At 62.1% G+C, this 20,416-nt stretch carries 19 protein-coding genes, 1 tRNA gene and 2 pseudogenes; 12 read left to right on the forward strand and 10 right to left on the reverse strand.

Annotated elements, in window-relative coordinates; translation table 11 throughout:
• Positions 1 to 50: 50 nt before the first annotated feature.
• Both LMTR21_RS14805 and LMTR21_RS14810 read right to left on the reverse strand, forming a co-directional pair.
• Complete coding sequence (locus LMTR21_RS14805) at positions 51 to 812, reverse strand: thermonuclease family protein (protein WP_065750389.1); 762 nt, start codon at positions 810 to 812, stop codon at positions 51 to 53.
• A 78-nt stretch (positions 813 to 890) separates the two neighbouring features.
• Positions 891 to 1,067, reverse strand: a complete 177-nt coding sequence (locus tag LMTR21_RS14810; RefSeq protein ID WP_084030357.1) for an RNA polymerase sigma factor region1.1 domain-containing protein — start codon at positions 1,065 to 1,067, stop codon at positions 891 to 893.
• Between the two features lie 110 nt (positions 1,068 to 1,177).
• On the opposite strand from LMTR21_RS14810, the gene LMTR21_RS14815 reads away from it, so the two are divergent.
• From LMTR21_RS14815 to LMTR21_RS14830, 4 genes are all read left to right on the forward strand, one after another.
• Entirely contained in the window at positions 1,178 to 1,387 is a 210-nt protein-coding gene (locus tag LMTR21_RS14815) for a hypothetical protein (protein ID WP_084030358.1), read from the forward strand.
• Positions 1,388 to 1,525: 138 nt separating this feature from the next.
• The gene (locus tag LMTR21_RS14820; RefSeq protein WP_065750218.1) at positions 1,526 to 3,541 is read left to right on the forward strand and encodes an acetyl-CoA carboxylase biotin carboxylase subunit; all 2,016 of its coding nucleotides are present in this window, start codon (positions 1,526 to 1,528) and stop codon (positions 3,539 to 3,541) included.
• 102 nt (positions 3,542 to 3,643) lie between these two features.
• Entirely contained in the window at positions 3,644 to 4,513 is an 870-nt protein-coding gene (locus LMTR21_RS14825) for an isocitrate lyase/PEP mutase family protein (RefSeq protein WP_065750219.1), read from the forward strand.
• Positions 4,510 to 4,809, forward strand: a complete 300-nt coding sequence (locus tag LMTR21_RS14830; protein ID WP_065750220.1) for an acylphosphatase — start codon at positions 4,510 to 4,512, stop codon at positions 4,807 to 4,809. The genes LMTR21_RS14825 and LMTR21_RS14830 overlap by 4 nt, the downstream gene beginning before the upstream one ends.
• 5 nt (positions 4,810 to 4,814) lie before the next feature.
• Here LMTR21_RS14830 and LMTR21_RS14835 read toward each other — a convergent pair whose 3' ends face one another.
• A complete protein-coding gene (locus LMTR21_RS14835) occupies positions 4,815 to 6,764 on the reverse strand; it encodes a diguanylate cyclase (protein WP_065750221.1) in 1,950 nt (649 codons plus the stop codon).
• A gap of 261 nt (positions 6,765 to 7,025) precedes the next feature.
• Here LMTR21_RS14835 and LMTR21_RS14840 point away from each other — a divergent pair, with 261 nt between their 5' ends.
• From LMTR21_RS14840 to LMTR21_RS14850, 3 genes are read left to right on the forward strand one after another with little or no spacing between them, the layout of a single operon-like run.
• Entirely contained in the window at positions 7,026 to 7,583 is a 558-nt protein-coding gene (locus LMTR21_RS14840; protein WP_065750222.1) for a GbsR/MarR family transcriptional regulator, read from the forward strand.
• A gap of 36 nt (positions 7,584 to 7,619) precedes the next feature.
• Complete coding sequence (locus LMTR21_RS14845) at positions 7,620 to 8,285, forward strand: DUF4166 domain-containing protein (RefSeq protein ID WP_065750223.1); 666 nt, start codon at positions 7,620 to 7,622, stop codon at positions 8,283 to 8,285.
• Positions 8,282 to 9,718: a TIGR01777 family oxidoreductase gene (locus LMTR21_RS14850; RefSeq protein WP_065750224.1), complete on the forward strand. Its 1,437-nt coding sequence runs from the start codon at positions 8,282 to 8,284 to the stop codon at positions 9,716 to 9,718. The genes LMTR21_RS14845 and LMTR21_RS14850 overlap by 4 nt, the downstream gene beginning before the upstream one ends.
• A gap of 25 nt (positions 9,719 to 9,743) precedes the next feature.
• Here LMTR21_RS14850 and LMTR21_RS14855 read toward each other — a convergent pair whose 3' ends face one another.
• Positions 9,744 to 11,267, reverse strand: coding sequence for a PAS domain-containing sensor histidine kinase (locus LMTR21_RS14855; protein WP_065750225.1), 1,524 nt, complete (start codon positions 11,265 to 11,267; stop codon positions 9,744 to 9,746).
• A 65-nt stretch (positions 11,268 to 11,332) separates the two neighbouring features.
• The gene (locus LMTR21_RS14860; RefSeq protein ID WP_065750226.1) at positions 11,333 to 12,202 is read right to left on the reverse strand and encodes a LysR family transcriptional regulator; all 870 of its coding nucleotides are present in this window, start codon (positions 12,200 to 12,202) and stop codon (positions 11,333 to 11,335) included.
• Between the two features lie 121 nt (positions 12,203 to 12,323).
• On the opposite strand from LMTR21_RS14860, the gene LMTR21_RS14865 reads away from it, so the two are divergent.
• Positions 12,324 to 12,752 (forward strand): tautomerase family protein, encoded by a 429-nt coding sequence (locus LMTR21_RS14865; protein WP_065750227.1) that lies wholly within the window; start codon positions 12,324 to 12,326, stop codon positions 12,750 to 12,752.
• Positions 12,753 to 12,766: 14 nt separating this feature from the next.
• Here the strand turns inward: LMTR21_RS14865 and LMTR21_RS14870 are convergent, their stop codons facing one another.
• The 3 genes from LMTR21_RS14870 to lipB all read right to left on the reverse strand — a co-directional run bounded on the left by LMTR21_RS14870 (position 12,767) and on the right by lipB (position 14,889).
• A complete protein-coding gene (locus LMTR21_RS14870) occupies positions 12,767 to 13,174 on the reverse strand; it encodes a hypothetical protein (protein WP_246175495.1) in 408 nt (135 codons plus the stop codon).
• Positions 13,175 to 13,208: 34 nt separating this feature from the next.
• Positions 13,209 to 13,922 carry a DNA helicase gene (locus LMTR21_RS14875; RefSeq protein WP_065750228.1) on the reverse strand — a complete coding sequence of 238 codons (714 nt, stop codon included), beginning with the start codon at positions 13,920 to 13,922 and terminating at the stop codon, positions 13,209 to 13,211.
• 238 nt (positions 13,923 to 14,160) lie between these two features.
• Entirely contained in the window at positions 14,161 to 14,889 is a 729-nt protein-coding gene (lipB, locus tag LMTR21_RS14880; protein WP_065750229.1) for a lipoyl(octanoyl) transferase LipB, read from the reverse strand.
• Positions 14,890 to 14,953: 64 nt separating this feature from the next.
• Between lipB and LMTR21_RS14885 the strand changes: the two genes are divergently transcribed.
• Together LMTR21_RS14885 and LMTR21_RS14890 are read left to right on the forward strand one after the other, a co-directional pair.
• Positions 14,954 to 15,196 carry a FliM/FliN family flagellar motor switch protein gene (locus LMTR21_RS14885; protein ID WP_057835618.1) on the forward strand — a complete coding sequence of 81 codons (243 nt, stop codon included), beginning with the start codon at positions 14,954 to 14,956 and terminating at the stop codon, positions 15,194 to 15,196.
• Positions 15,197 to 15,292: 96 nt separating this feature from the next.
• Positions 15,293 to 15,377: transfer RNA gene (locus LMTR21_RS14890), tRNA-Leu, on the forward strand.
• A 23-nt stretch (positions 15,378 to 15,400) separates the two neighbouring features.
• Here the strand turns inward: LMTR21_RS14890 and LMTR21_RS14895 are convergent.
• A complete protein-coding gene (locus LMTR21_RS14895) occupies positions 15,401 to 16,678 on the reverse strand; it encodes a tyrosine-type recombinase/integrase (RefSeq protein WP_065750230.1) in 1,278 nt (425 codons plus the stop codon).
• A 1,368-nt stretch (positions 16,679 to 18,046) separates the two neighbouring features.
• Here LMTR21_RS14895 and LMTR21_RS40840 point away from each other — a divergent pair.
• Positions 18,047 to 18,500, forward strand: a pseudogene (locus tag LMTR21_RS40840) (metallophosphoesterase family protein).
• Positions 18,501 to 18,533: 33 nt separating this feature from the next.
• On the opposite strand, the pseudogene LMTR21_RS40845 reads toward LMTR21_RS40840, so the two are convergent.
• Positions 18,534 to 18,743: pseudogene (locus tag LMTR21_RS40845) on the reverse strand (ATP-binding protein); the annotation flags it as partial.
• Between LMTR21_RS40845 and LMTR21_RS14910 the strand changes: the two are divergent.
• The gene (locus LMTR21_RS14910) at positions 18,701 to 18,949 is read left to right on the forward strand and encodes a helix-turn-helix transcriptional regulator (protein ID WP_065750231.1); all 249 of its coding nucleotides are present in this window, start codon (positions 18,701 to 18,703) and stop codon (positions 18,947 to 18,949) included. The pseudogene LMTR21_RS40845 and the gene LMTR21_RS14910 overlap by 43 nt on opposite strands.
• Positions 18,950 to 20,416 lie beyond the last annotated feature (1,467 nt).

Raw genomic sequence — 20,416 nt, forward strand, 5'->3', positions numbered from 1 at the left:
CGGCAACCTCTGCCGGCACTTTCACACAAGAGACGGCAAACTTTCCAGCTTCATTTGCCCTTCGATGGTGACCGGCAGTTGTAGGCCCGGCGGAACCCATCAGCCTGCGCCTGTTCCTCGGAACAGAACCAGCGATCCGGCTTCAATCCCGGATACGAGCGGCACCCCTGCAGGTGGTAGATGCCTTCGTTCCCGGTGATGCGCGCACGAACAGCGTGCTTACCCTTGATATTGCAGCCCGCCGGCATCACGAGTTCCTCAGGGAACAGGACATCTCGGATTTCGCGGTCGCGGTCGGCGCGGCACGAGGCGCCGAGCAGGGGACCGTCCTTCTTCCCGGCGCGGAACTCGCGCGGCGCGACGAAGCAGCCTTTCCAGAGACCTTGGCGGTCGTCCCTGGCACGGGCTTCGTCCGGCTTGAAGCGCCCGCTGGCGGACGCCTCGACATTCAAGGCAAAGCCGTTGCGGACCAGCAACTGGCTGAGACTTGTCGTCTCGCCCTCGACCTTGCACACGCCGATGCGCCGTTTCTTGTAGGTGGGATCGGGACCCAGATCGTCGCAGCGGATCTGCTTGCCGCCGATCAGTTTGGTCAATTGATCGCGCGCCTCGATACCGCAGGTCCAGTTATCGGCGCGTTCGTCGATGCAGAATTGGTCGACGGTCGGAACATCGATGCCGTCGAGCCGATAGGTCACGTTGCCGAGTTGAATTGTGCTGCCGTCCCGCACGATGGCGGTGGCAGCCGAACTCTGGCTGGCCGGAAGCACGATCGATAGCAGCACTGCAACGAGAAAAAACCGAGACCGCATCTGTTTCATTTCAAATCAATTCCGCACCTGCGGGTGTCTTCTAGCACATGTCAGTATCAAGGGACCAAGCGTCGCGGCCTATGCCTCTCTGACGTCTATTCCATGGTCGCTCAAGGCCGCCAGCAGAAACTCGATATCTTCGGGCTCGATCCTCGTGGCCAATAATAAAGTGAGTTCGTTGATCTGGTCGAAGGTGATGAACCCCTCCCGCTCGCCGAGCTCGATCGCTCTTTTGATCATTGCTGATAAGCCCATGTGATCGCTCTCCTGAAATCGATGCTCCTACTAATGGGCAGCAGAAGACGTGTTGACTTCGCTAGAACAAAATAGGAACATGCGCGCTCGCCCAACACGGAATACCGCTCATGTTGTTCTCTTCACAGCCGAAATCCGAAGAGAGCGACGAACTTGAATCGGCGGTGGATCAGGCGATTTCGGCCTGCGGTGGCGATATGCGGGCCGCGATCCGCGCACTGATCGTCGCCAATGATTATCTGGAGTCCGAGGTCGGCGAGCTCATGAAGGCGGTATCCCATGCCTATGCGCGGGGCCGCTTCAATTCCTATTCCGGGTGAGTGGCCGCTCGCGCTGGGCCGCCATCCGATACGAGACCGTTGCCTCCAACGATTTTTGCTGTACGACGGGTGGGTTACCCGCGTCCCGCATGTCCCAATGCGGGGGAGGATCCTGCCTAAAGCTCAAGCAAGAAGAACATGTTCAAGAGAATTCTGATCGCAAATCGCGGCGAGATCGCCTGCCGGGTCATCAAGACTGCGCGCCGAATGGGGATCGAGACGGTCGCGGTATATTCCGAGGCCGACCGCGATGCGCTGCACGTCGAAATGGCCGATGAGGCCGTACTGATCGGCCCGCCGGCTGCAGCCGAGAGCTATCTGCTGATCGACAGGATCGTCGAGGCCTGCCGCAAGACCGGCGCGCAGGCGGTGCATCCCGGCTATGGCTTCCTGTCCGAGCGCGAAGCGTTTCCGCGTGCGCTGGAAAAGGCCGGCATCGTCTTCATCGGACCCAATCCCGGCGCGATCGCCGCGATGGGCGACAAGATCGAATCCAAGAAGGCTGCCGCCAAGGCCAAGGTCTCCACGGTCCCCGGCCATCTCGGCGTCATCGAGGACGACAAGCACGCGGTGAAGATCGCCGACGAGATCGGCTATCCCGTGATGATCAAGGCGTCCGCCGGCGGCGGCGGCAAGGGCATGCGCATCGCGCATTCCAAGGCGGAAGTCGCCGAAGGTTTCAACCTCGCCAAGGCCGAAGCGAAATCCTCATTCGGCGACGATCGCGTCTTCATCGAAAAGTTCATCGTCGATCCCCGCCATATCGAAATCCAGGTGCTCGGCGACAAGCATGGCAACGTGATCTATCTCGGCGAGCGCGAATGCTCGATCCAGCGCCGCAATCAGAAGGTCATCGAGGAGGCGCCGTCGCCGCTGCTCGACGAGACCACCCGCCGCAAGATGGGCGAGCAGGCGGTCGCGCTGGCGAAGGCCGTGCATTACGACTCCGCGGGCACCGTCGAGTTCGTCGCCGGCCAGGACAAGAGTTTTTACTTCCTGGAGATGAACACGCGCCTGCAGGTCGAGCATCCCGTCACCGAGTTGATCACGGGCATCGACCTCGTCGAGCAGATGATCCGGGTTGCCGCCGGCGAGAAGCTTTCGATCGCGCAGAAGGATGTCCTGCTGACCGGATGGGCGGTGGAATCGCGCGTCTATGCCGAGGATCCGTTCCGCAACTTCCTGCCCTCGATCGGCCGTCTGGTGAAATACCGGCCGCCGGCGGAAGCGAGCCAGGATGGCGTCACCATCCGCAACGACACCGGCGTGCAGGAAGGCGGCGAAATCTCGATCCATTACGATCCGATGATCGCAAAACTCGTGACGCACGCACCGTCGCGGGCCGCCGCCATCGAGGCGCAGGCCACCGCGCTCGACGCGTTCTACGTCGATGGCATCAGGCACAATATTCCGTTCCTCTCGGCGCTGATGAACCATCCACGCTGGCGCGAGGGCAAGCTTTCCACCGGCTTCATCGCGGAGGAATTTCCAAAGGGCTTTTCTGCGCGCCCGCCGGAAGGCGAGATTGCGCGGCGGCTCGCCGCCGTGGGAGCTGCGATCGATCACGTGCTCGGCGAACGCAAGCGGCGGATTTCCGGCCAGTTGACCGGCCGGCTGGTGCAGCGCGAGCGCCGCCGCGCGGTGTGGCTCGACCGCGACGAAATCGCGCTCGATGTGGCGCGCGAGGCCGACGGCATCGCGGTGCGCTTCATCGGCACTGACGATCTGCCCGGCAATCCGCACAATCTGGTGTCGGCCTGGACGCCGGGCGAGCCGGTCTGGCAGGGCACCATCGACGGCCATTTCGTGGCGATGCAGGTGCGCCCGATTCCGAACGGCTTCCGCCTGGCGCATCAGGGTTTTGAGGTTGCGGTCCAGGTGTTCACCGAAAGCGAGGCCGCGGCGGCACGGCTGATGCCGGTGACGTCGGCGGCCGACACCGGCAAGAAGCTGTTGTGCCCGATGCCCGGGCTCGTGGTGTCGATTGCGGTCTCCGAAGGGCAGGAGGTCAAGTCCGGCGAGACGCTGGCCGTGGTCGAGGCGATGAAGATGCAGAACGTGCTGCGCGCCGAGCGCGACGGCACGGTGAAGAAGATTCACGCTGCGGCCGGCGCCACGCTGGCGGTGGATGCGTTGATCCTGGAGTTTGCGTAAGCTGTCATTCCGGGATGGTGCGGCAGCACCAGACCCGGAATCTCGAGATTCCGGGTTCGATGCTTCGCATCGCCCCGGAATGACAGAGAGTGGGGAATAGGAATGGCTTTTCGTCAGCGCCGAGAAAAACTACGCTCCATCCTCACCGGCCCCACCTGCATCCGGCCGGGGTCGGTCTATGATGCGACCTCGATCCGTATTGCGGAAGATTTAGGCTTCGAACTCGGCATGTTCGGCGGCTCGGTGGCCTCGCTGGCCGTGCTTGGCGATCCCGACATTGCCCTGATCACGTTGACGGAACTGGCCGAACAGATGCGCCGGATGTCGCGTGCCGCGGCGTTGCCGGTGCTGGTCGATGCCGACCACGGTTATGGCAACGCACTCAATGTTCGCCGCACCGTGCAGGAACTCGAAGCGGCGGGCGCGGCGGGCCTGACCATCGAGGATACGCTGTTGCCGCAGACGTTCGGGCAGGCCGCAATGCAATTGATTCCGCTCGAGGAGGGCGTCGGCAAAATGAAAGCCGCGCTCGACGGACGCGGCGACCCCTCGCTGGTGGTGATGGGACGCACCGGCGCCGTGTCCATCACTGGCCTTGACGACGCCATCGCGCGCGCGAGAGCGTATGAGGCCACCGGCGTCGACGCACTGTTCTTCACCGGCATCAAGAGCCGTGAGGAACTGGAAGCGATCTCCGCTGCAACCCGGCTGCCGATCGTGCTCGGCGGCGCGCCCGAAGATATGACCGCGCTGGATTATCTCACCAGTCAACGCGTGCGGATCGCGCTGCAGGGGCACGCACCGTTCGCCGCCGCCACGCAAGCCGTCTATGAGACGCTGAAGGCGCTGCGCGAGGGAGCCTCGCCGAAGAATCTCAAGGGCCTCGCGTCTGCAGAACTCACCGGCCGTGCCATGCGCGAGGCCGACACCAAGGCACGTAGCGCCGCGTTTCTGGGACTGCAGAAGTCATGAGCGGGCCGATCCGCCACGTCACGGTCAAAGGCCGTGTGCAGGGGGTCGGCTATCGCGCATGGGTGGAGGATGAGGCGACCGCACGCGGCCTCGAGGGCTGGGTGCGCAACCGCCGCGACGGCAGCGTGGAAGCTGTGTTCGCCGGGCCGGCGGATGTCGTCACTGACATGATCGCCGCCTGTCGGCGTGGCCCATACTCCGCACGCGTGGACGCGGTGCAAGACGAGTCCGGCACTCCGGACATGCTGAAGCAGCGGCGGGCGGCAGAGCGGTTTTCGGTGCTGCCGACGATCTAGTTCTGCTAATGCGTCCGTTCGCGCGGCGCGACCTCGCCGTCGTGCTGGATCGAGCCGCTTTCGACATATTGCAGGTCGAGCGAGGAATACACCATGCTGCGATTGCGGCCGAGGCGCTTGGCCTCGTAGAGCGCGGTGTCGGCTTCTCCGACCAGCGCCGCCTCGTCGAGCGTCGAGCGGGTTCTGGCGGCGACGCCTGCACTGATGGTGACGTATCCTCGGCTCGAGGCCGTGTTGGGGATGCCCAGCGCCCGGATCGTCAGCCGGATGGATTCGGCAACCTTCAAGGCCTCGTCTTCCGAGGTGTTCGGCAGCACGACCGCGAATTCCTCGCCGCCATAGCGTGCGGACAGGCCCGACGTATTGGCGGTCGCATTGCCGATGGCTTTCGCAACCGCCTGCAGGCAACGGTCGCCGGCCTGATGTCCATAGGTGTCGTTATAGCCCTTGAAGTTGTCGATATCGAACAGCAGCACCGAAATTTCTTCGCAGGCTTCGTATTCGCGCCGCAGGAAGCTGTCGAGGGTGCGGCGGTTGGTCAGTCCGGTCAATCCGTCGGTCGCGGCGAGCTGGGTGAGGCGGTGATTGAGCTGCGTCAGCTCGTCTTCCATCCGCTTGCGTTCGGTGACGTCGCGGATGACGCAGAGGAATTCCTTGCCGGTGGCGTCGCTGGCCTCCGTCGCCAGCTTGAATTTGCTTTCGACCCAGGCCAGCGTTCCGTCGCCGCGATAGTGCCGGAACACGACCGTGCTGACGCTGCCGATATCGCCAAGCCGCGTGGTGGCCTGCATGACGCTTTCCCGATCCTCGGCGTGGACCAGATCGAAGCATGATCTTCCGATCAGATCCTTCGCGCGCAGCCCGAGCACCGGCTCGACGGACTGAGAGACATAACGCAGCAGGCTATGGGCATCGATCAGGATGATGATATCGGCGATGTTGTTGGCGAGCAGCCGATAGTGCGCCTCGCGTTCGCGCAGCGCGCGCTCGGTCTTGCTGCGGAAGCGGAATTGCAGGGCCAGCAGCGCCGCCAGCATCAGGATCATGCACAACAGTACGCCGGCGACGATGACGTCGGTGCGCAAGGTCTTCCACCATTCCGAAAGCAGCCAGTCTTCCGACATGGCGACGGTGACCACCATCGGGTAGTTCGGCGTCTCCTCATAGCCGAGGTGCTTCACGACGCCGTCGAACGGCGAGATGATCTTGTAGTATCCGACAGAGCTCAGCTTGAGATGCTTCGAAAACAGGTCGGTCTTGGAAAGGTTCGTGCTCTTGTCTGCCAGCGGCCAGCGTATCAGGAGCGTACCATCACTCCGGATCAGGCTGATGCCGCCGTCCGGGCCGAGCTGGAATGTCCGGTAAAAGCCGTTGAAATAATCCTTGTCGATCGCCGCGGCGACGACTCCGCCGAAGCTTCCGTCGAGCTTGGTGATACGTTTCGAGAGAACGATCATGGAGGATTGATCGTCGACACGGGACTGCAGCGGCTCGCTGATCCGAAGCGTGTTGTCCGGTGTGTCGCGATGGTAGGCGAAATAGTTGCGGTCCGAGATGGTATGGCGCGGCATCTCCGCCAACGACGAATAGGTCCAGTTGCCCTTGGCATCCGAGACGCCGATCCCGCGCAACTGGGGTAGCGTTTTCGCCGTTTCGGCCAGGTACCGGTTGAACCTGCCAGCCTCGGGGTCTCGGTATTTCAGCAGGTCCACCATTCCCGCCATCGCGATATCGACCGCCTGAATGGTGTGCGAGGCATGCTCCGAAAGCGAATGGGCGAGGTTTTGAATGTCGGAGCTGCCGCTCGCCAGCGCCGCCTTCTTGGCGTCGAACGCCTTCCAGGCCATGACGCCCAGCACGCAGGCGGTCATGACCAGCGCAAAGATGATGACGACGGCCGTCGATGTTACCCGCCGCAGCGGCCCGCCGGGGTCTGGGGGATTTCGATAGGGCATTCCTCGCCTTGATGACCGCGCCAGATCTCGTTGCCGGCGACGCGCGAGGGTGAATCTAAGGCGCGACCGGTACCGAAGGGGTTAACGGGCGGGGCCTGGGAAATAACGGAACCCGACATTTTCGATGAGGTTCCATCGCGGGAACCCGATCGGGCAAGTAGTTGGCGATGGGGGAGGAACGAGCCCGGGACGGAGTCCAAACCGCAAATGTCAGGCGCGAGCGCCCTTGACATCCGCACAGTTCCGTCAGATATTTCTGTCATGACAGAAAAGACAGACAAAGCGAAACTCCCCGCCGTCGTCGAACGGTTCATCCTGCACTGGGGTGACATGGGGGACGAATGGGGCGTCAACCGCTCCGTCAGCCAGATCCATGGCCTGCTGTATCTCGCCGAGGCGCCGATGACCGCGGAAGACATCGCCGAGACGCTCGGCATGGCGCGGTCCAATGTCTCCAATTCGATCAAGGAATTGCTGGCCTGGAATCTGATCCGCCGGGTGCCGATCCTCGGCGACCGCCGCGATCATTTCGAGGCCGAAACCGACATCTGGGAAGTGGCCGCGCGGATCGCCGCTGGCCGCAAGGAGCGCGAGATCGATCCCGCCATCGATGCGTTGCGCGCCTGCGTTTCCGACGCCGCCGATGATCCCACCATCAGCCCGGTCGCAAGCAAGCGGCTGAAGGAAATGCTGGCTTTCACCGAACTGGTCGACCGCTGGTACACGCAGATGCTGCATGTGCCGCGGCCGCGGCTGGTCGCGCTGATCAAGCTTGGCGAGAAGATCGTCAGCTTCTTGCCGGTGGGAAAATCCAAATAGGGGCGTAGGGCAGAGGGGCAAGAGCAGGAGCGTGCAATGGCGTCCACAAGAATACCAAGGCTTCCCGCAACGCCTGCCTCGAACACCATCCTGCTCGACGACCGCCGCTTCCACAATCTGTTGCCCGACGAGGAATGGGGCCGTCTGCCGCTGGCGATCTGGCGGCGTTTTTCCAAGCGCTTTGCCGATGGCGAGACCGTCGTCTATGTCGGCACGGTGGATGAGGCGAGCTTCAGCCGCGCCGGCTGGTGGCTGGCGCAGCTCGCGCGCGTGATCGGCGGGCCGCTCCCGACCGGCGCCGAGACCGGCGTCCCGATGGTCGTGGCAGTGACCGAGGATGCGGCGAGCGGCGGCCAGATCTGGACCCGCATGTGCGCGCGCAGCAATGGATTTCCGCAGGTCATTCACTCGGCGAAGCGCTTTGCAGGCCCGACAGGGCTCGAAGAATATGTCGGCTACGGCGTCAGCATGGCGCTGCTGATATCGGTCGAGCACGAAGCGCTGGTGTTTCGCAGCGTCGGCTACTCCCTGCAGATCGGGCCGTTGAGGATGCCGCTGCCGCCCTGGTTTACGCCCGGCGATCTCACCGTGACCCATTCCGATCTCGGCGGCGGCACGTTCCGCTTCACGCTCGACATCGTTCACCCGCGCTTCGGCAAGCTTATTCGTCAGTCCGCCGTGTTCATGGAGGCCGCATCATGACGTCGTTGCTCTGGATCCTGATCGCCATTCAGGTCGTGATGGGCGTGTTCGACACGTTCTATCACCACGAACTGACGGAGCGGCTGGCATGGCGTCCCTCGCAGCGCTACGAGCTGCAGCTCCATGCCGTGCGCAACATGTTTTATGCGCTCTTGTTCCTGGTGCTCGGCTGGCTGGAGGTGCACGGCATTTTTGCCATGCTGATCATCGCGGTGCTCGTCGCCGAGATCGTCATCACACTGATGGATTTCGTCGAGGAGGACATGAGCCGGAAATTGCCGGCCAGCGAACGCATCAATCACACGCTGCTCGCGATCAATTACGGCGCCATTCTGGTGCTGCTGCTGCCGGTCCTGATCTCCTGGGCAATGCAGCCGACCGGAATCAAATCGGCTTACGCGGGCTGGCTCAGCCTGATCGCGGCGGCGGCCGCCGTTGGCGCCGCGCTGTGCGGCCTGCGCGATTTCACCGCATCGAAGCGCCTTTCTCGCATGACGGCTGCGCCCGCGGCAAGCCTGGTTGAAAAGTGGCCCGCGCGGCAGACCGTGCTGGTGACCGGCGCCACCGGCTTCATCGGCAGCCGCCTGATCGCAGGCCTGACGGGGGCAGGGCATCAGGTCATCGCGCTGGTGCGCAACCCGGCGAAGGCCGAAATGCTGCCGCCGCCGATCACGCTGATCACCAGCCTCGATCAGCTCCCCGATGACACCCGTATCGATGCGATCGTCAATCTCGCGGGCGAGCCGATCGGCAACGGGCTGTGGACCGAAGCCAAGCGCCGCAGGATTCTGGACTCCCGCATCAACATGACCGGCGACGTCGTGCGCCTGATCGCGCGGCTTGAACGCAAGCCGGCCGTGCTGGTCTCGGGCTCCGCGATCGGCTGGTACGGGCTGTGGCAGGATCAGGTGCTGACGGAGTCGGCGAAGTCCCACGCCTGCTTCAGCCATGAACTCTGCGATGCCTGGGAAAACGCGGCGCGTCCGGCGGAGGCGCATGGCGTACGCGTGGTCTGTTTGCGGATCGGCCTTGTGATCGGCACCGACGGCGGCTTCATCACGCGGATGCTGACGCCGTTCGAATTCGGCCTCGGCGGGCCGCTCGGTTCGGGCCGGCAGTGGATGTCATGGATCGAGCGCGACGATCTGATCCGCCTGATCGCGCATGTGATCGCGCGTCCGGAAATTGCAGGACCAGTCAACGCGACGGCGCCGATCCCGGTCACCAATTTGAAATTCACCGAAGAACTCGGCCGCCGGCTGCGCCGGCCCGCGCTGTTCCGCATTCCCGACGCGCTGCTGCGCCGGGTCGGCGGCGACTTCGCCAATGAGTTGCTGCTGGGCGGCCAGCGCGTGCTGCCGAACAAGGCGCTCAGCAACGGTTTTGTATTCCGGCACGAAACGCTGCGCAGCGTGTTCGAGGCGATCTTGTGAGGAGGGCGAAAACGCGACCTGGCCATTACCGCGGCAGCTTCGCGATCGCCTGGCTGAGTTCGTGAATTTCGTAGGGCTTGCGCAGGATCGGAAAATCGCCGCGCACGTTCAGCGCGGCGTCGCTATAGCCGCTGGTCAGCAGGATCGGCAGGCGAGGCCTGGTTGCCTTCAGATGGCGGGCGAGGCCGAGGCCGTCCATTTTGCCGGGCATGACGATGTCGGAGAACACTAGGTCTATTCCGTCGAGTTCGATTTCGCGCAATGCCGCTTCGGCATTCGCCACTCTGCGAACGGTGTAGCCGAGCTGTTCGAGCAGGCCGGTGCTGACGGCGGCGACGTCAGGATTGTCCTCCACCAGCAGCACGATGCCGCTTCCGCCGGCTTCGACCGCATCGACGTCCTCGGCCGCGACGACCTCTTCCTTTCGCGGCAGCAGGATCGTGATCCTGGTGCCCTTGCTAAGCTCACTCACCACCCTGACCGTTCCGCCGGCCTGATGCGCAAAACCGTGAACCTGCGATAGTCCGAGACCGGTGCCCTTGCCGATCGGCTTGGTGGTGAAGAAGGGATCGAAGATCTTGCCGAGCACGTCGGGCGCAATGCCGGTGCCGGTGTCAGACACCGAGATCGCAACGTACTCGCCGTCCACGGTCTCGCCGCCGGACCGTTCATTGTGCGCCGATATCGTGATGGCGCCACCGCCGGTCATGGCGTCGCGCGCGTTGATGACGAGATTGACCATTGCCGTCTCGAATTCCGCAATGTCGACCATGACCGGCCAGACGCCGTGAGCGATGTCGAATTGCAGCTTTACCGCGCTGCCGACGCCACTATCGAGCACTTCGCGCATCGCATCGAGCCGTTCGGCGACATCGACGGCCTGCGGATTGAGGCTCTGTCGCCGCGCGAATGTCAGCAACTGGCTGGTGAGGGAGGCGCCGCGCTTGGTAGCCCCTTCGATCGCGGATATCGCCCGCTGGGATTTGAGGTCGTTGCCGATGGCTTTCTTCAATGTGTGAAGACTGCCGCCGATGATCATCAGCAGATTGTTGAAATCGTGAGCGACGCCTCCGGTCAATTGGCCGAGCGCATCGAGCTTCTGCGCTTCCGCAAGCTGCTGGTGCATCTGATCCAGCTTGAGCTGGGCGTCGCGGCGCTCGGTAATGTCGCGGATGATCTTGGCGAAGCCGACCAGCCTGCCGTCCTCGTAGATCGGGTCGATGATGACGCTGGCCCAGAAGAACGTGCCATCTTTCCGCACGCGCCAGCCCTCTTCCTCGTAACGGCCCTGTTCGCGTGCGATGCGCAAGGCGCGCTGCGGCCTGCCGTTGGCGCGGTCGACGTCGGTGTAGAAGCGGGAGAAATGCTGCCCGATGATTTCCTGGGGCGTGTAACCCTTGATCCGCTGGCCGCCGATGTTCCAGCTCGTCACCACCCCGGTCGGATCCAGCATGTAAAGCGCGTAGTCGGCAACGCCTTCAACCAGGAGTCGGAAATTACGTTCGGATTCGAAGAGATCCCTTTCCTGCTGTTGATCTTTCTTGAACATCCGAATGCCCGTTTGATCGGCGCAAACGCGCAAGACCCCAATTGGTTCCCGAAAAATCGGACTTTTTAACGAAACGATACGTTCGTCGCCGTGACCACGCTTCTGAACGTCGCCGCCAGCGTCCGCAACGCCATGAGCTTGGCGGGATCGCTGACCTTCGAATGCAGCATCACCTTCGAGGAAGGAAGCCGCGGCAGGCCCTGGGCCGGTCCGATGTCGATCAGGCCCGGCGGTGCGATCCGCCGCGCCAGCGGCGCGACGGCAAGACCGGCCAGCGCCGCCGCGGACACCGCGGTAACGCCGCCGCCGACAAAGCTCTCGCTCCAGACGATGCCGGCCTTGTCGAGGGCGCGGATGGTGAGCGCGCGCACGCCGCAGGGTGGGGCCAGGGTTGCCAGAGGCAGCGTCTCGCCGCGGCGCCAGGCGAGTCGCTTGGCGGCGAACCAGCCGAACTCATCTTCGGTCAGCTTCTCGCCGCCGCGGCGGCTGCCTTCCTGCCGGACCACCACGGCGTCGAGTGCGCCGGCATCATAGGCGTCCAGCATCTGGCGCGAAAAGCCGATCGTCACGGAAAGCGCCAGTTGCGACGACATTGCATGCAGCCGCTCGAGCAGCGGCACCAGTTCCGGACCCGCGGCGTGATCGGATATCCCGAGCGACAATTGCTGGCGCGCGGGCTTGTCGCCGGACAGCGCGCGGTCATGCGCTTCGATCAGCGCGCGGGCGTGGGGCAGGAACGATGCTCCCTCGGCGGTCAGCGCGACCGCGCGCGGCGAGCGCTCGACCAGCCGCTTGCCGACCACGCTCTCCAGCCGTTGCAGCTTCATGCTGATCGCGGCCTGCGTGGTGCCAAGTGCCTCGGCGGCGCGGGTGAAACCTTGCAGTTCGGCGACCAGCAGGAATGCCTGCACCGTTTCGATATCCAGCGTGCTCATGTCATCATCAACAATTGTTATCATTGATATGGATATAGATAAGATACCAAAATGATGGCCGCTGGTCTAGCTATTGGGTCAGGCGCGGTGGACGCGCGCAAATGCTCAGAGGAGAACGACCATGCCGCTCATTACCGTCACCTATTCCAGCACTCGCAAGGCGCCGTCGCTGAAGGCAGAGATTGCCTCCGCCGTCAGCGATCTCACCGCGAAAATCCTGCGCAAGGATCCGAGGGTCACCGCCGTCATCGTGAAGTCGGTCGACGCCGCCGACTGGTTTGCGGGCGGAAAGTCGCTCGCCGAGCAGAGCCTCGCCAGCTTCTGGCTCGACGTTCACGTCAGCGAGGGCACCAACACCAAGGACGAGAAGGCGGCCTATCTCGCCGCGCTGTTCCAGCGCATGGGCGAATTGCTCGGGCCGCTGCATGAAGAGAGCTACGCCCATGTCGACGAAGTGAAGGGCGATGCCTACGGCTTCGGTGGGCTGACCCAGGAGCGCCGCTATATCGCCGGTAAGCTCGAGGTCGCGCCGCGGAAGGTGGCGGTATAAACCTCATCAGAAGCTCATGCCCTGAGCAGGCCCAACACCGCCGCAGTGGCCGCAACAAATGAAAGAGCGATTACCGTGGCCCGCCAAACCATCTGTTGGCGGGCCACCCGCCGATCCTGGAACGCCAGCCAATCCCGGACGAACCCGGCGGGAACGTCCTGCACGACATTGCGGCGGTTGGGATGCCGCATTTCGTGATCGACGAACATGGCCCGGACGTTCGCCACGCCCAGATGGTCCAGTTCGGAATTCCATTGCAGGGCGTTTGCGTTGTTGGTCCACTTGTTCTCGAAGGGAAGTCTATGCGACGTCATCGCGACCTCCTCTAAACACCACGCCTGCCTCTCGATATGTGGCACCGATCGCCGTAGCGGAAGACCTTGCGCCTGTGCGTCAACGTCCAAATCGCGGGCGAATAACATCGCCCGCGACCTGAGTCCGCTGGGTCAGCGACCGTCAGCCCGCTGCCTGGAATTGAACTTCGCCGTTGTTCAGGAAGCACGTCTTGTCGAACAACTTCAGATTCAGCGGGTTCGGCAACCGGACATCCCTGAGATCGGGACACGACCTCGCCGCCGGATCGTATGACCGATCGATCTGGGAGATAAAGACGACGATCAGGCCCTGGTCGCGCGCAAATGATTTCAGCGCGCGAACCTGAATCATCAGGTCCGCGTTTTCACGCCGCTGATCGAGGAGCTGCAGATAGTCGACGACCACCAGCGTCCCGCGCGGCGCACCGGCCATCCGCTTCACGATGTAGTCGGCGCTGATGGCGTCGGAGCAATCGAACTCGAATAACCCATCGAATTGCGCCGGCTCGACACCGATTGCGCGGAAGCGGTCGAGCACATCCCTCTCGGTGTATTCCAGCGAGAAGAATGCGCCCCGTTGGCCCGACTTCATGGCTTCCACGGCGAGCTGAAGGCTCATCAGGGTTTTGCCATGACCCGGACGGGCTCCCACCAGCAGCAAGTCTCCAGGCCTGAGCTGGGGAAACAGTTTGCCGGCTGGCGTCACGGCAGCCGCCCTGGCGGCGAGCAAACTCCAGGCGCTGAAGCCTTCCGCCGCGGCGATGCGGTCGAGCGCTTCGTGCAGGGGAATGCCTTGCTGACGGGAAAGAGACTTCGCCTTCCGCTTCAGATGATAGATTGGCGCAGACAATTTCATCGAGAGAACCTCCCATTGCGAGCTATGATCGCAACCCCTCCTGATGCCTGGCGCTCGAACAGTCGGCCCAGCAGTCTATTCGCCCGGCATGACGTTTACTTTCCCGATGGAGGGGGGAGGCGTGGGCGGCACCGGAATCAAGTATAGCGCAATCCCGGCTTGCGGAGAACGGGTGAGGCCGAGTGCCAACAGGAAAGCGCCGGTCTGAATCAGGCTTGAGTTGGTGCGCCCGGAAAAATTACACCGTCGCTTCGGGCAGGCGTGCGCCGGTCGCGCCGAACACGTCCTCGAACGCCCGCCGCAGCGCGACGTCGACATCTTCCATCGTCACGGGCAGGCCGAGGTCGACCAGCGAGGTGACGCCGTAACGCGGATCGACGACGCCGCAGGGCACGATTGCGGAAAAATGCGACAGGTTCGGTTCGACATTGATGGCGATGCCGTGGAACGACACCCAGCGCCGCAGCCGCACGCCGATCGCCGCGATCTTGTCCTCGTAGCCTGCGCCCTTGTCGGGCCGCCTGACCCAGACGCCGACGCGATCCTCGCGGCGCTCGCCGCGGACGTTGAAGGCGTCGAGCGTGCGGATGATCCATTCTTCGAGGCCGGCGACATAGGCCCGCACGTCCGGCCGCCGCCGCTTGAGGTCGAGCATCACATAGGCCACCCGCTGGCCGGGTCCGTGATAGGTGACTTGCCCGCCGCGGCCGGTGGCGAACAGGGGGAATCGCGGGTCGAGCAGGTCGGCTTGCTTGCCGCTGGTGCCCGAGGTGTAGAGCGGGGGATGTTCCAGCAGCCAGACCAGTTCGGCTGCCTTGCCGTCGGCGATATCGGCCGCGCGGGCCTCCATTTCGGTCACGGAATCGGGGTAGGGCACCGGCCCTTCGGAAATCCGCCATTCGACCTCGCCGCCGCCCTGGGCGTGCGCGAATGTCGTCAAATCAAGGCTTTGGCGGTCATTAACCATTGGCTAACCATAACGTGGTCAGGTGGGAACCACACCCATTTAGTCCCCCTTTGGCAGTTCAGAAGTGGCCACCCTCGATAAAGTCAGCGTCGATCTCATGGTGGTGCTGGGCACCACGACCATGCCCATCCACCAGGTGATGCGGCTTTCCCGCGGCGCCATCATCGAACTGGACGCCACCGAGCAGGACGAGGTCAAGATCCTCGCCAACAACCTGCCGGTAGCTTCCGGCGTGGTGCTGGTGGACCGCAACCGTATCGCGGTCGAAGTCAAGCAAATGCTGCCGAAATCCCCTGATGTCAGGTAGTTATCGGGGCACAAAACTTCCTTGTCCCTGCATCCCTGATTTGTTACATCGGCGCCGTTGATCCGGCGGGCTGCATCTCTCCAGCCGGTATCCCAAGCGCTCGTGGCGGAATTGGTAGACGCGCTGCCTTGAGGTGGCAGTGAGTAACATCGTGGGGGTTCGAGTCCCTCCGAGCGCACCACCCCCACATTTGGCGTTGAAATCTCAGGGTTTTTTCCGCCGGTTACTCTCAAAAGTTACTATTCTGTTCTCGTCGATCGGCATCGCCAGGTCGGCGATGTTCTCCATTTGATCATAGGCCTCGATCTTCTCCATGCCGCTGATCGCAAGCTTATCCCGGCTCGCTTTGGCGATGTAGAGCGCGGGCATCTTGTGATCGCGCCAGCCGAACATCGCCATCATCTGCGCTTCCGTGCACTCAGAATAGGCCGCAACTTCGGCGCGGGCCTTGCGAACGCCATGGCAGTTCTTTTTGGGCTCGTTGACGCCAGCCAGCCGCGCAAACTTCTTGAACTTCGCCGCCCAGGCCTTCTTGTTCATCGGCATGACCTCGCCCTTCAGCAGCTTGCCGGTGAAGACCTCGCCAGTTCCCAAGATGCCGGCATTGCGCGCCGCCGCCAGAGAGACCGCGAAGTCACGATGCACCGGCACAGTCGCCGTGGTGCGGCCCTTGCTCTTTTCGGTTGCGACCTTGACCATCATTACCTTCAACGTCCGCTGCAGGTGCGCAGATCCAAAGCGAGAGGCATCGCCGAGCCGCAGGTGAGTGTAGTGCAGGATGTCGAACATCAGCCGCGCCTCGCTGCCGAGCGGCCAGCGCGCGCGATACTTCGCCATGTCCTCATCTGTCCAGGGCGCCCAACCGCCGCTCTCGCGCGAGGCTTTCGCCTTGCCGCTTTTGAGCCCGATTGTCGGATCGTCATCCGGCTCGATGTGCTCTTCGTCGATCATCCAGCCGATCATGTGGCGCAGCGCCGACAAAAGATTGCCGGCCTGAACCGGCGTGCGCGCCTTCAGCTCTTCGCGCAACACCCTGCGCGTCAGCGCGGCAAACGGTCGCTCGCCGTTGTCAAGGAGCAGGGGCTCTATCAGCCCGGTCCGCGCGTCTCGCGTGCTTTCGGCCAGCCCTTCTTCACCGATCGACGGATTGCCAAGCCAGCGGTCGCTCTGCCTGTAGAGTGTCCAGTACCAACGCAGGCTGCCTGGAGCGGGCGGGGTAATCGGCAGTGGCTCGCGCTTTTCTCGCCTCTGCTTCTCAGCGCGGATCCAGTCGGTGGCGTCGCCGTATTTGCCGATCTGGTCGACGATCGCGGCATCGACCGCGCGATTAAACTCGTCGCTGCCAAACGGCTCGTAGATTCTGATCTTCGGCAGCTTGTCGCGGAGCTGCACGTACCAACGCAGCTGCCCCTTGTCGGAGACATCACTGATCAGGTAGCGTCGCGTGGCGACTGGCGCCTCATCGGGCCTGGTGCGGCGCATGCGTGGCACTCCTCCCAAGGCACGGACCGCAGCCTCCCACGCCTGGTGGAAGTCGCTTTGCCCATCCGTGCTATACTCTTCGGCAATATCGATGCGGCGACCCGTTTTGCTGACCTTGACATACCAGCGCAAACGCCCACGAAAAGTGTCGTGGTATAGGTTCATCCGGTGGTCTTCGGGCGCGCGAGGAGGCCGACGTTTGGTTTCAAGCATTGGTTTTCTCCGAGGACCAATGCTTGGAGTCTAACGACGCGGTGACTCCGCATCAATTGTATAAGGTGCGTTTCACCCGCTTTCGGTGCTTTTCAGGTATCGCTGCAACGCCTCTGATGGGGTCCATATTTCGTCGAGAGCTGTTGTGGGCTTGGTTGACGCGCCGCTCGACGTAAGTGCAATCCGAATAACGCCGTCTGCATCGACGCTGACCGCGCTCGCGCCGGCTTCCTTAGCGGCGCGGATCGCGCGAGCTAGGTCTGCTTGTGTAACCTTTGTCGGGCGCCGCGGCATGACCTTTCTCCTATCGTGTGAACGTTCAAGCTGCGCGCTTCTCCGTCACGCGACACCGATCATTCCGAGTAACGACCACAGCGCGTTGGCGTCAGCTTCTGCGTTCGTGGCCGCGAAATCGAAGGAGGAGAGGTACGGGGGAGCGCCGCGCTGATTTATTCAACCACGGCGTTCAGTAGTCCCTCTAGTGAAGGTAGATAAAACTTGGAGTATTATGAGATAGTCGAAAGAGTCGAACATCATCGTGAGCTAGCGAAGTCGAAGAAGAAGATAACGATCATTTTCTCTTGATCGGCTTAGCTTGGACAGTTTCGCAGTTTCTCTAGAACTTCTTCAGCGCTTCCAATGCGGCCTTGAGGCGTCGGGGCGGCGCCGACCTCGTATATGCTCCTACAGAGCACCGACGAGCGCTCGCGCTTCGCCGCTGTTGCGCCGACGAAAGATTCCGGACACCTAGCGAGTTCTCGCGGACTAGGACGCGACAATTTCCGGACGGCAACTGGATGAGCGCAGTCATGGCCGTCTGCACCTCTCATTTCGTGTGCGCGACGTGTGCACTGAAAGATCAAGGCGAATACAAACGTGTGCAATTTCGGCTAGTTTGGAGTACCCGTTCTGATGTTTCAATCCGCTAAGAGGATCCCGTAAATCCTTGCAATGGCGGGACTTCTACCTTTCTGTAACTCTGAGATGGATTGGACCGAGAGTTCAGGTTTTTCAATCGGTCAGAGGGCGGCATGTGCACGACGTGTGCACCGAGAGATCAAGAAAGATCCAGCGACAGCCAAAGTGACCCGGCTCTCAGAAGTGGGGGCGTAGTATGTGGGATCGAGGTAGTCGGACATGCCGTTCGGCGCATCGATGTATGCTGCAGTGCTACGGACTGGAATCGTCTCGGATACCCACGGGCTCCTGCGGCCCGAGGCTGAGCAAGGCTTGCCGGGATGGCGCATATCATCCACGCTGGCGATATTGGTCGTGCGGACATTATTGTCAGACTCCGTCGGATTGCGCCTCACTGCGATTAGAGGAACACCGATACCGCCGAGTGGGCGAAACATTATCCTGACACTCAGGCGGTACAGCTCGGAGAGCGATCGTTCTATGTCTTGCACCGTCAGGAACTGCAGATTGATCCAGCAGTTTGCGGATTGACGTCGCATCGACCGCGGATCCAACGATTGATGATGTGCTGTATCTGAATCCTGGAAGTGCAGGGCCACGTCGTTTCAAGCTGCCCGTCACACTTGCTACTTTGGAGATAACCTTCAAGCGGCCTTCGACCGTCATTCATGACCTCAGTCGCACCGAGTAAAGTGTCCGATGAAATGCGCGCTCGACCGCTGCATCAGGTAGCCGAACTGCTGCAGTCTTGCACCACCGGCAGTTCCTCGGCATTGGAGTCGCCCGGTGCAGTCGTCCAGGCCAGTTCGACTAGCGTCACGATCCGCCGACCGGCACTGTCAATCGGGCAAACGATGAACCTCTGCTCCTCGATGTAGGTCAAAAGACGCCGTGGACGTCGCAGCGAATGCGAGCCATAGGCGCGCGCAATCGCGACCTTTATCGAACCTGCTCAACGGCAACGCCGCGCTGTCCGCTGACATGGCAGCGCGGCTGGAGAAAGCATTCAAGAAATTCACCCGCAAAGAGCTTCTCGACATGCAGGCGGAATACGATGCCGCGCAGGCCAAGCAAAAGGATGCGCCGGCCAATGCCACGGCATGTGCCGCCGTTTCTGACGATCAAAGCCAACAACATTGAAGACTGGGTGTCCCACAACATCCTCCCACGCAGCCGCCTTGCGGTTTTCTTGCGTACGCTGGTCCATTCCAGGTGCCGTGCGGGTACAGCGGGACAGGAGCAAGTGCGAACGGGTGCTGGGATTGGGCGTCGCATGCGCCAATGACTTAGAGGGTTTCCGTGGATCGATGCAGGTGGAAAAATGAGATAGGCGACGATCCCAACTGGGGTGCTACTTTGCATGGGGTTGTTCTCGATGTTTTGGTTGGATCAGACGAGCAACATCATATTGCATTGAACCGACATGCGCGTGCTTGATGCTGATCAACGAGACGCCGACTGGCGTGATGTCTCTCGCATCGTGCTGCGCATCGACCAGACATTGAGACCAATCGCGCGCGGCTCGCATACGAAAGCCGCCTCTCGCGTGCCAGATAGCTGGCCGAGTAAGGTTATCGGCACCTGTTGCAACGCGACGCCTAATCATCGCGACGCCTGCCTTCTATAACCCTCGATCATCGCAGGCGTCACGTCGGTAGGATAGCAAAGCGGCGAGGCACCGCCTGGTCGGAATATGCGCTGCGAGAGCACGCCCTGCCGTTGAGCATGGTGTCATCCGGGCAGGCGCACGGTCTGCCGGTTGCGTGATATTGGTCCCGACTTGCTTTGATAGGATCGCAGCGATAGCCGCGGCCGTCAGTGGGACCTCAGCCTTGCGCTTGATCTCAGGCGGTGCAGGTTTCTCGGGGGCATGGGCGGTCGCGGACTTCTCGGCGTGGCTTTTGATGGCGGGTGCCGAATTGTTAGAGGTTGCTGCTGCTGCAATAGGAGGTGATACAGGGTACGTGGAGGCAACGGGGTTGGCCACGGAAGCCTGCGGCTGCGCGACCGCCGCGTTGTTCACCGGACTGCTGTGGCGGTTTATAGCGTAAGCCCCTAACGCCGTGACACTCAGCATAACGAGTAGCGTTTTTGCCCGCATACTCGCACCGCCACCATTAGCCCGTCTTTCGAGCATTCATGGCCCGCTCGACCTCATCGGCTAGTTCATCCAGATGCTGCGCAAAACGATCGAACATTTCGCGCTTCGCTTAGTCAGTAGCTAAGTCTCGCACGAGCGCACATTCGGCCGCGTCTTTGCGCAGCTTCTCCAGATGGGTTTGAATCCTTCATCGTCCCCAGCGTGCCTCCATTTTCCAACCAAGGAAGTGACACGGCTTGACATCAAATTGAACTAACAAATCTTAGGTCGCGACTGGACTGCTGCTTATTACCCTTGGCTTTCATCGAACGTCTCAAGCAATTCTTCGGCAGCGTCTGCGTGCTGAGCACGGCCCGGCCCGGGGCTTGGGGGCATCGTGAAGCGGGCGCAGTGCCGAGCCACCGATACGCTCACTGAGAAACCCTCCCGCATAACTCGGAAGAACGTATATGGGAACAAGCGTATTGTCCGTAATGACCTAGCGATCATTCTTGTTTCAACCTGAG

This window comes from Bradyrhizobium paxllaeri, from assembly GCF_001693515.2.
Classification (GTDB): domain Bacteria; phylum Pseudomonadota; class Alphaproteobacteria; order Rhizobiales; family Xanthobacteraceae; genus Bradyrhizobium; species Bradyrhizobium paxllaeri.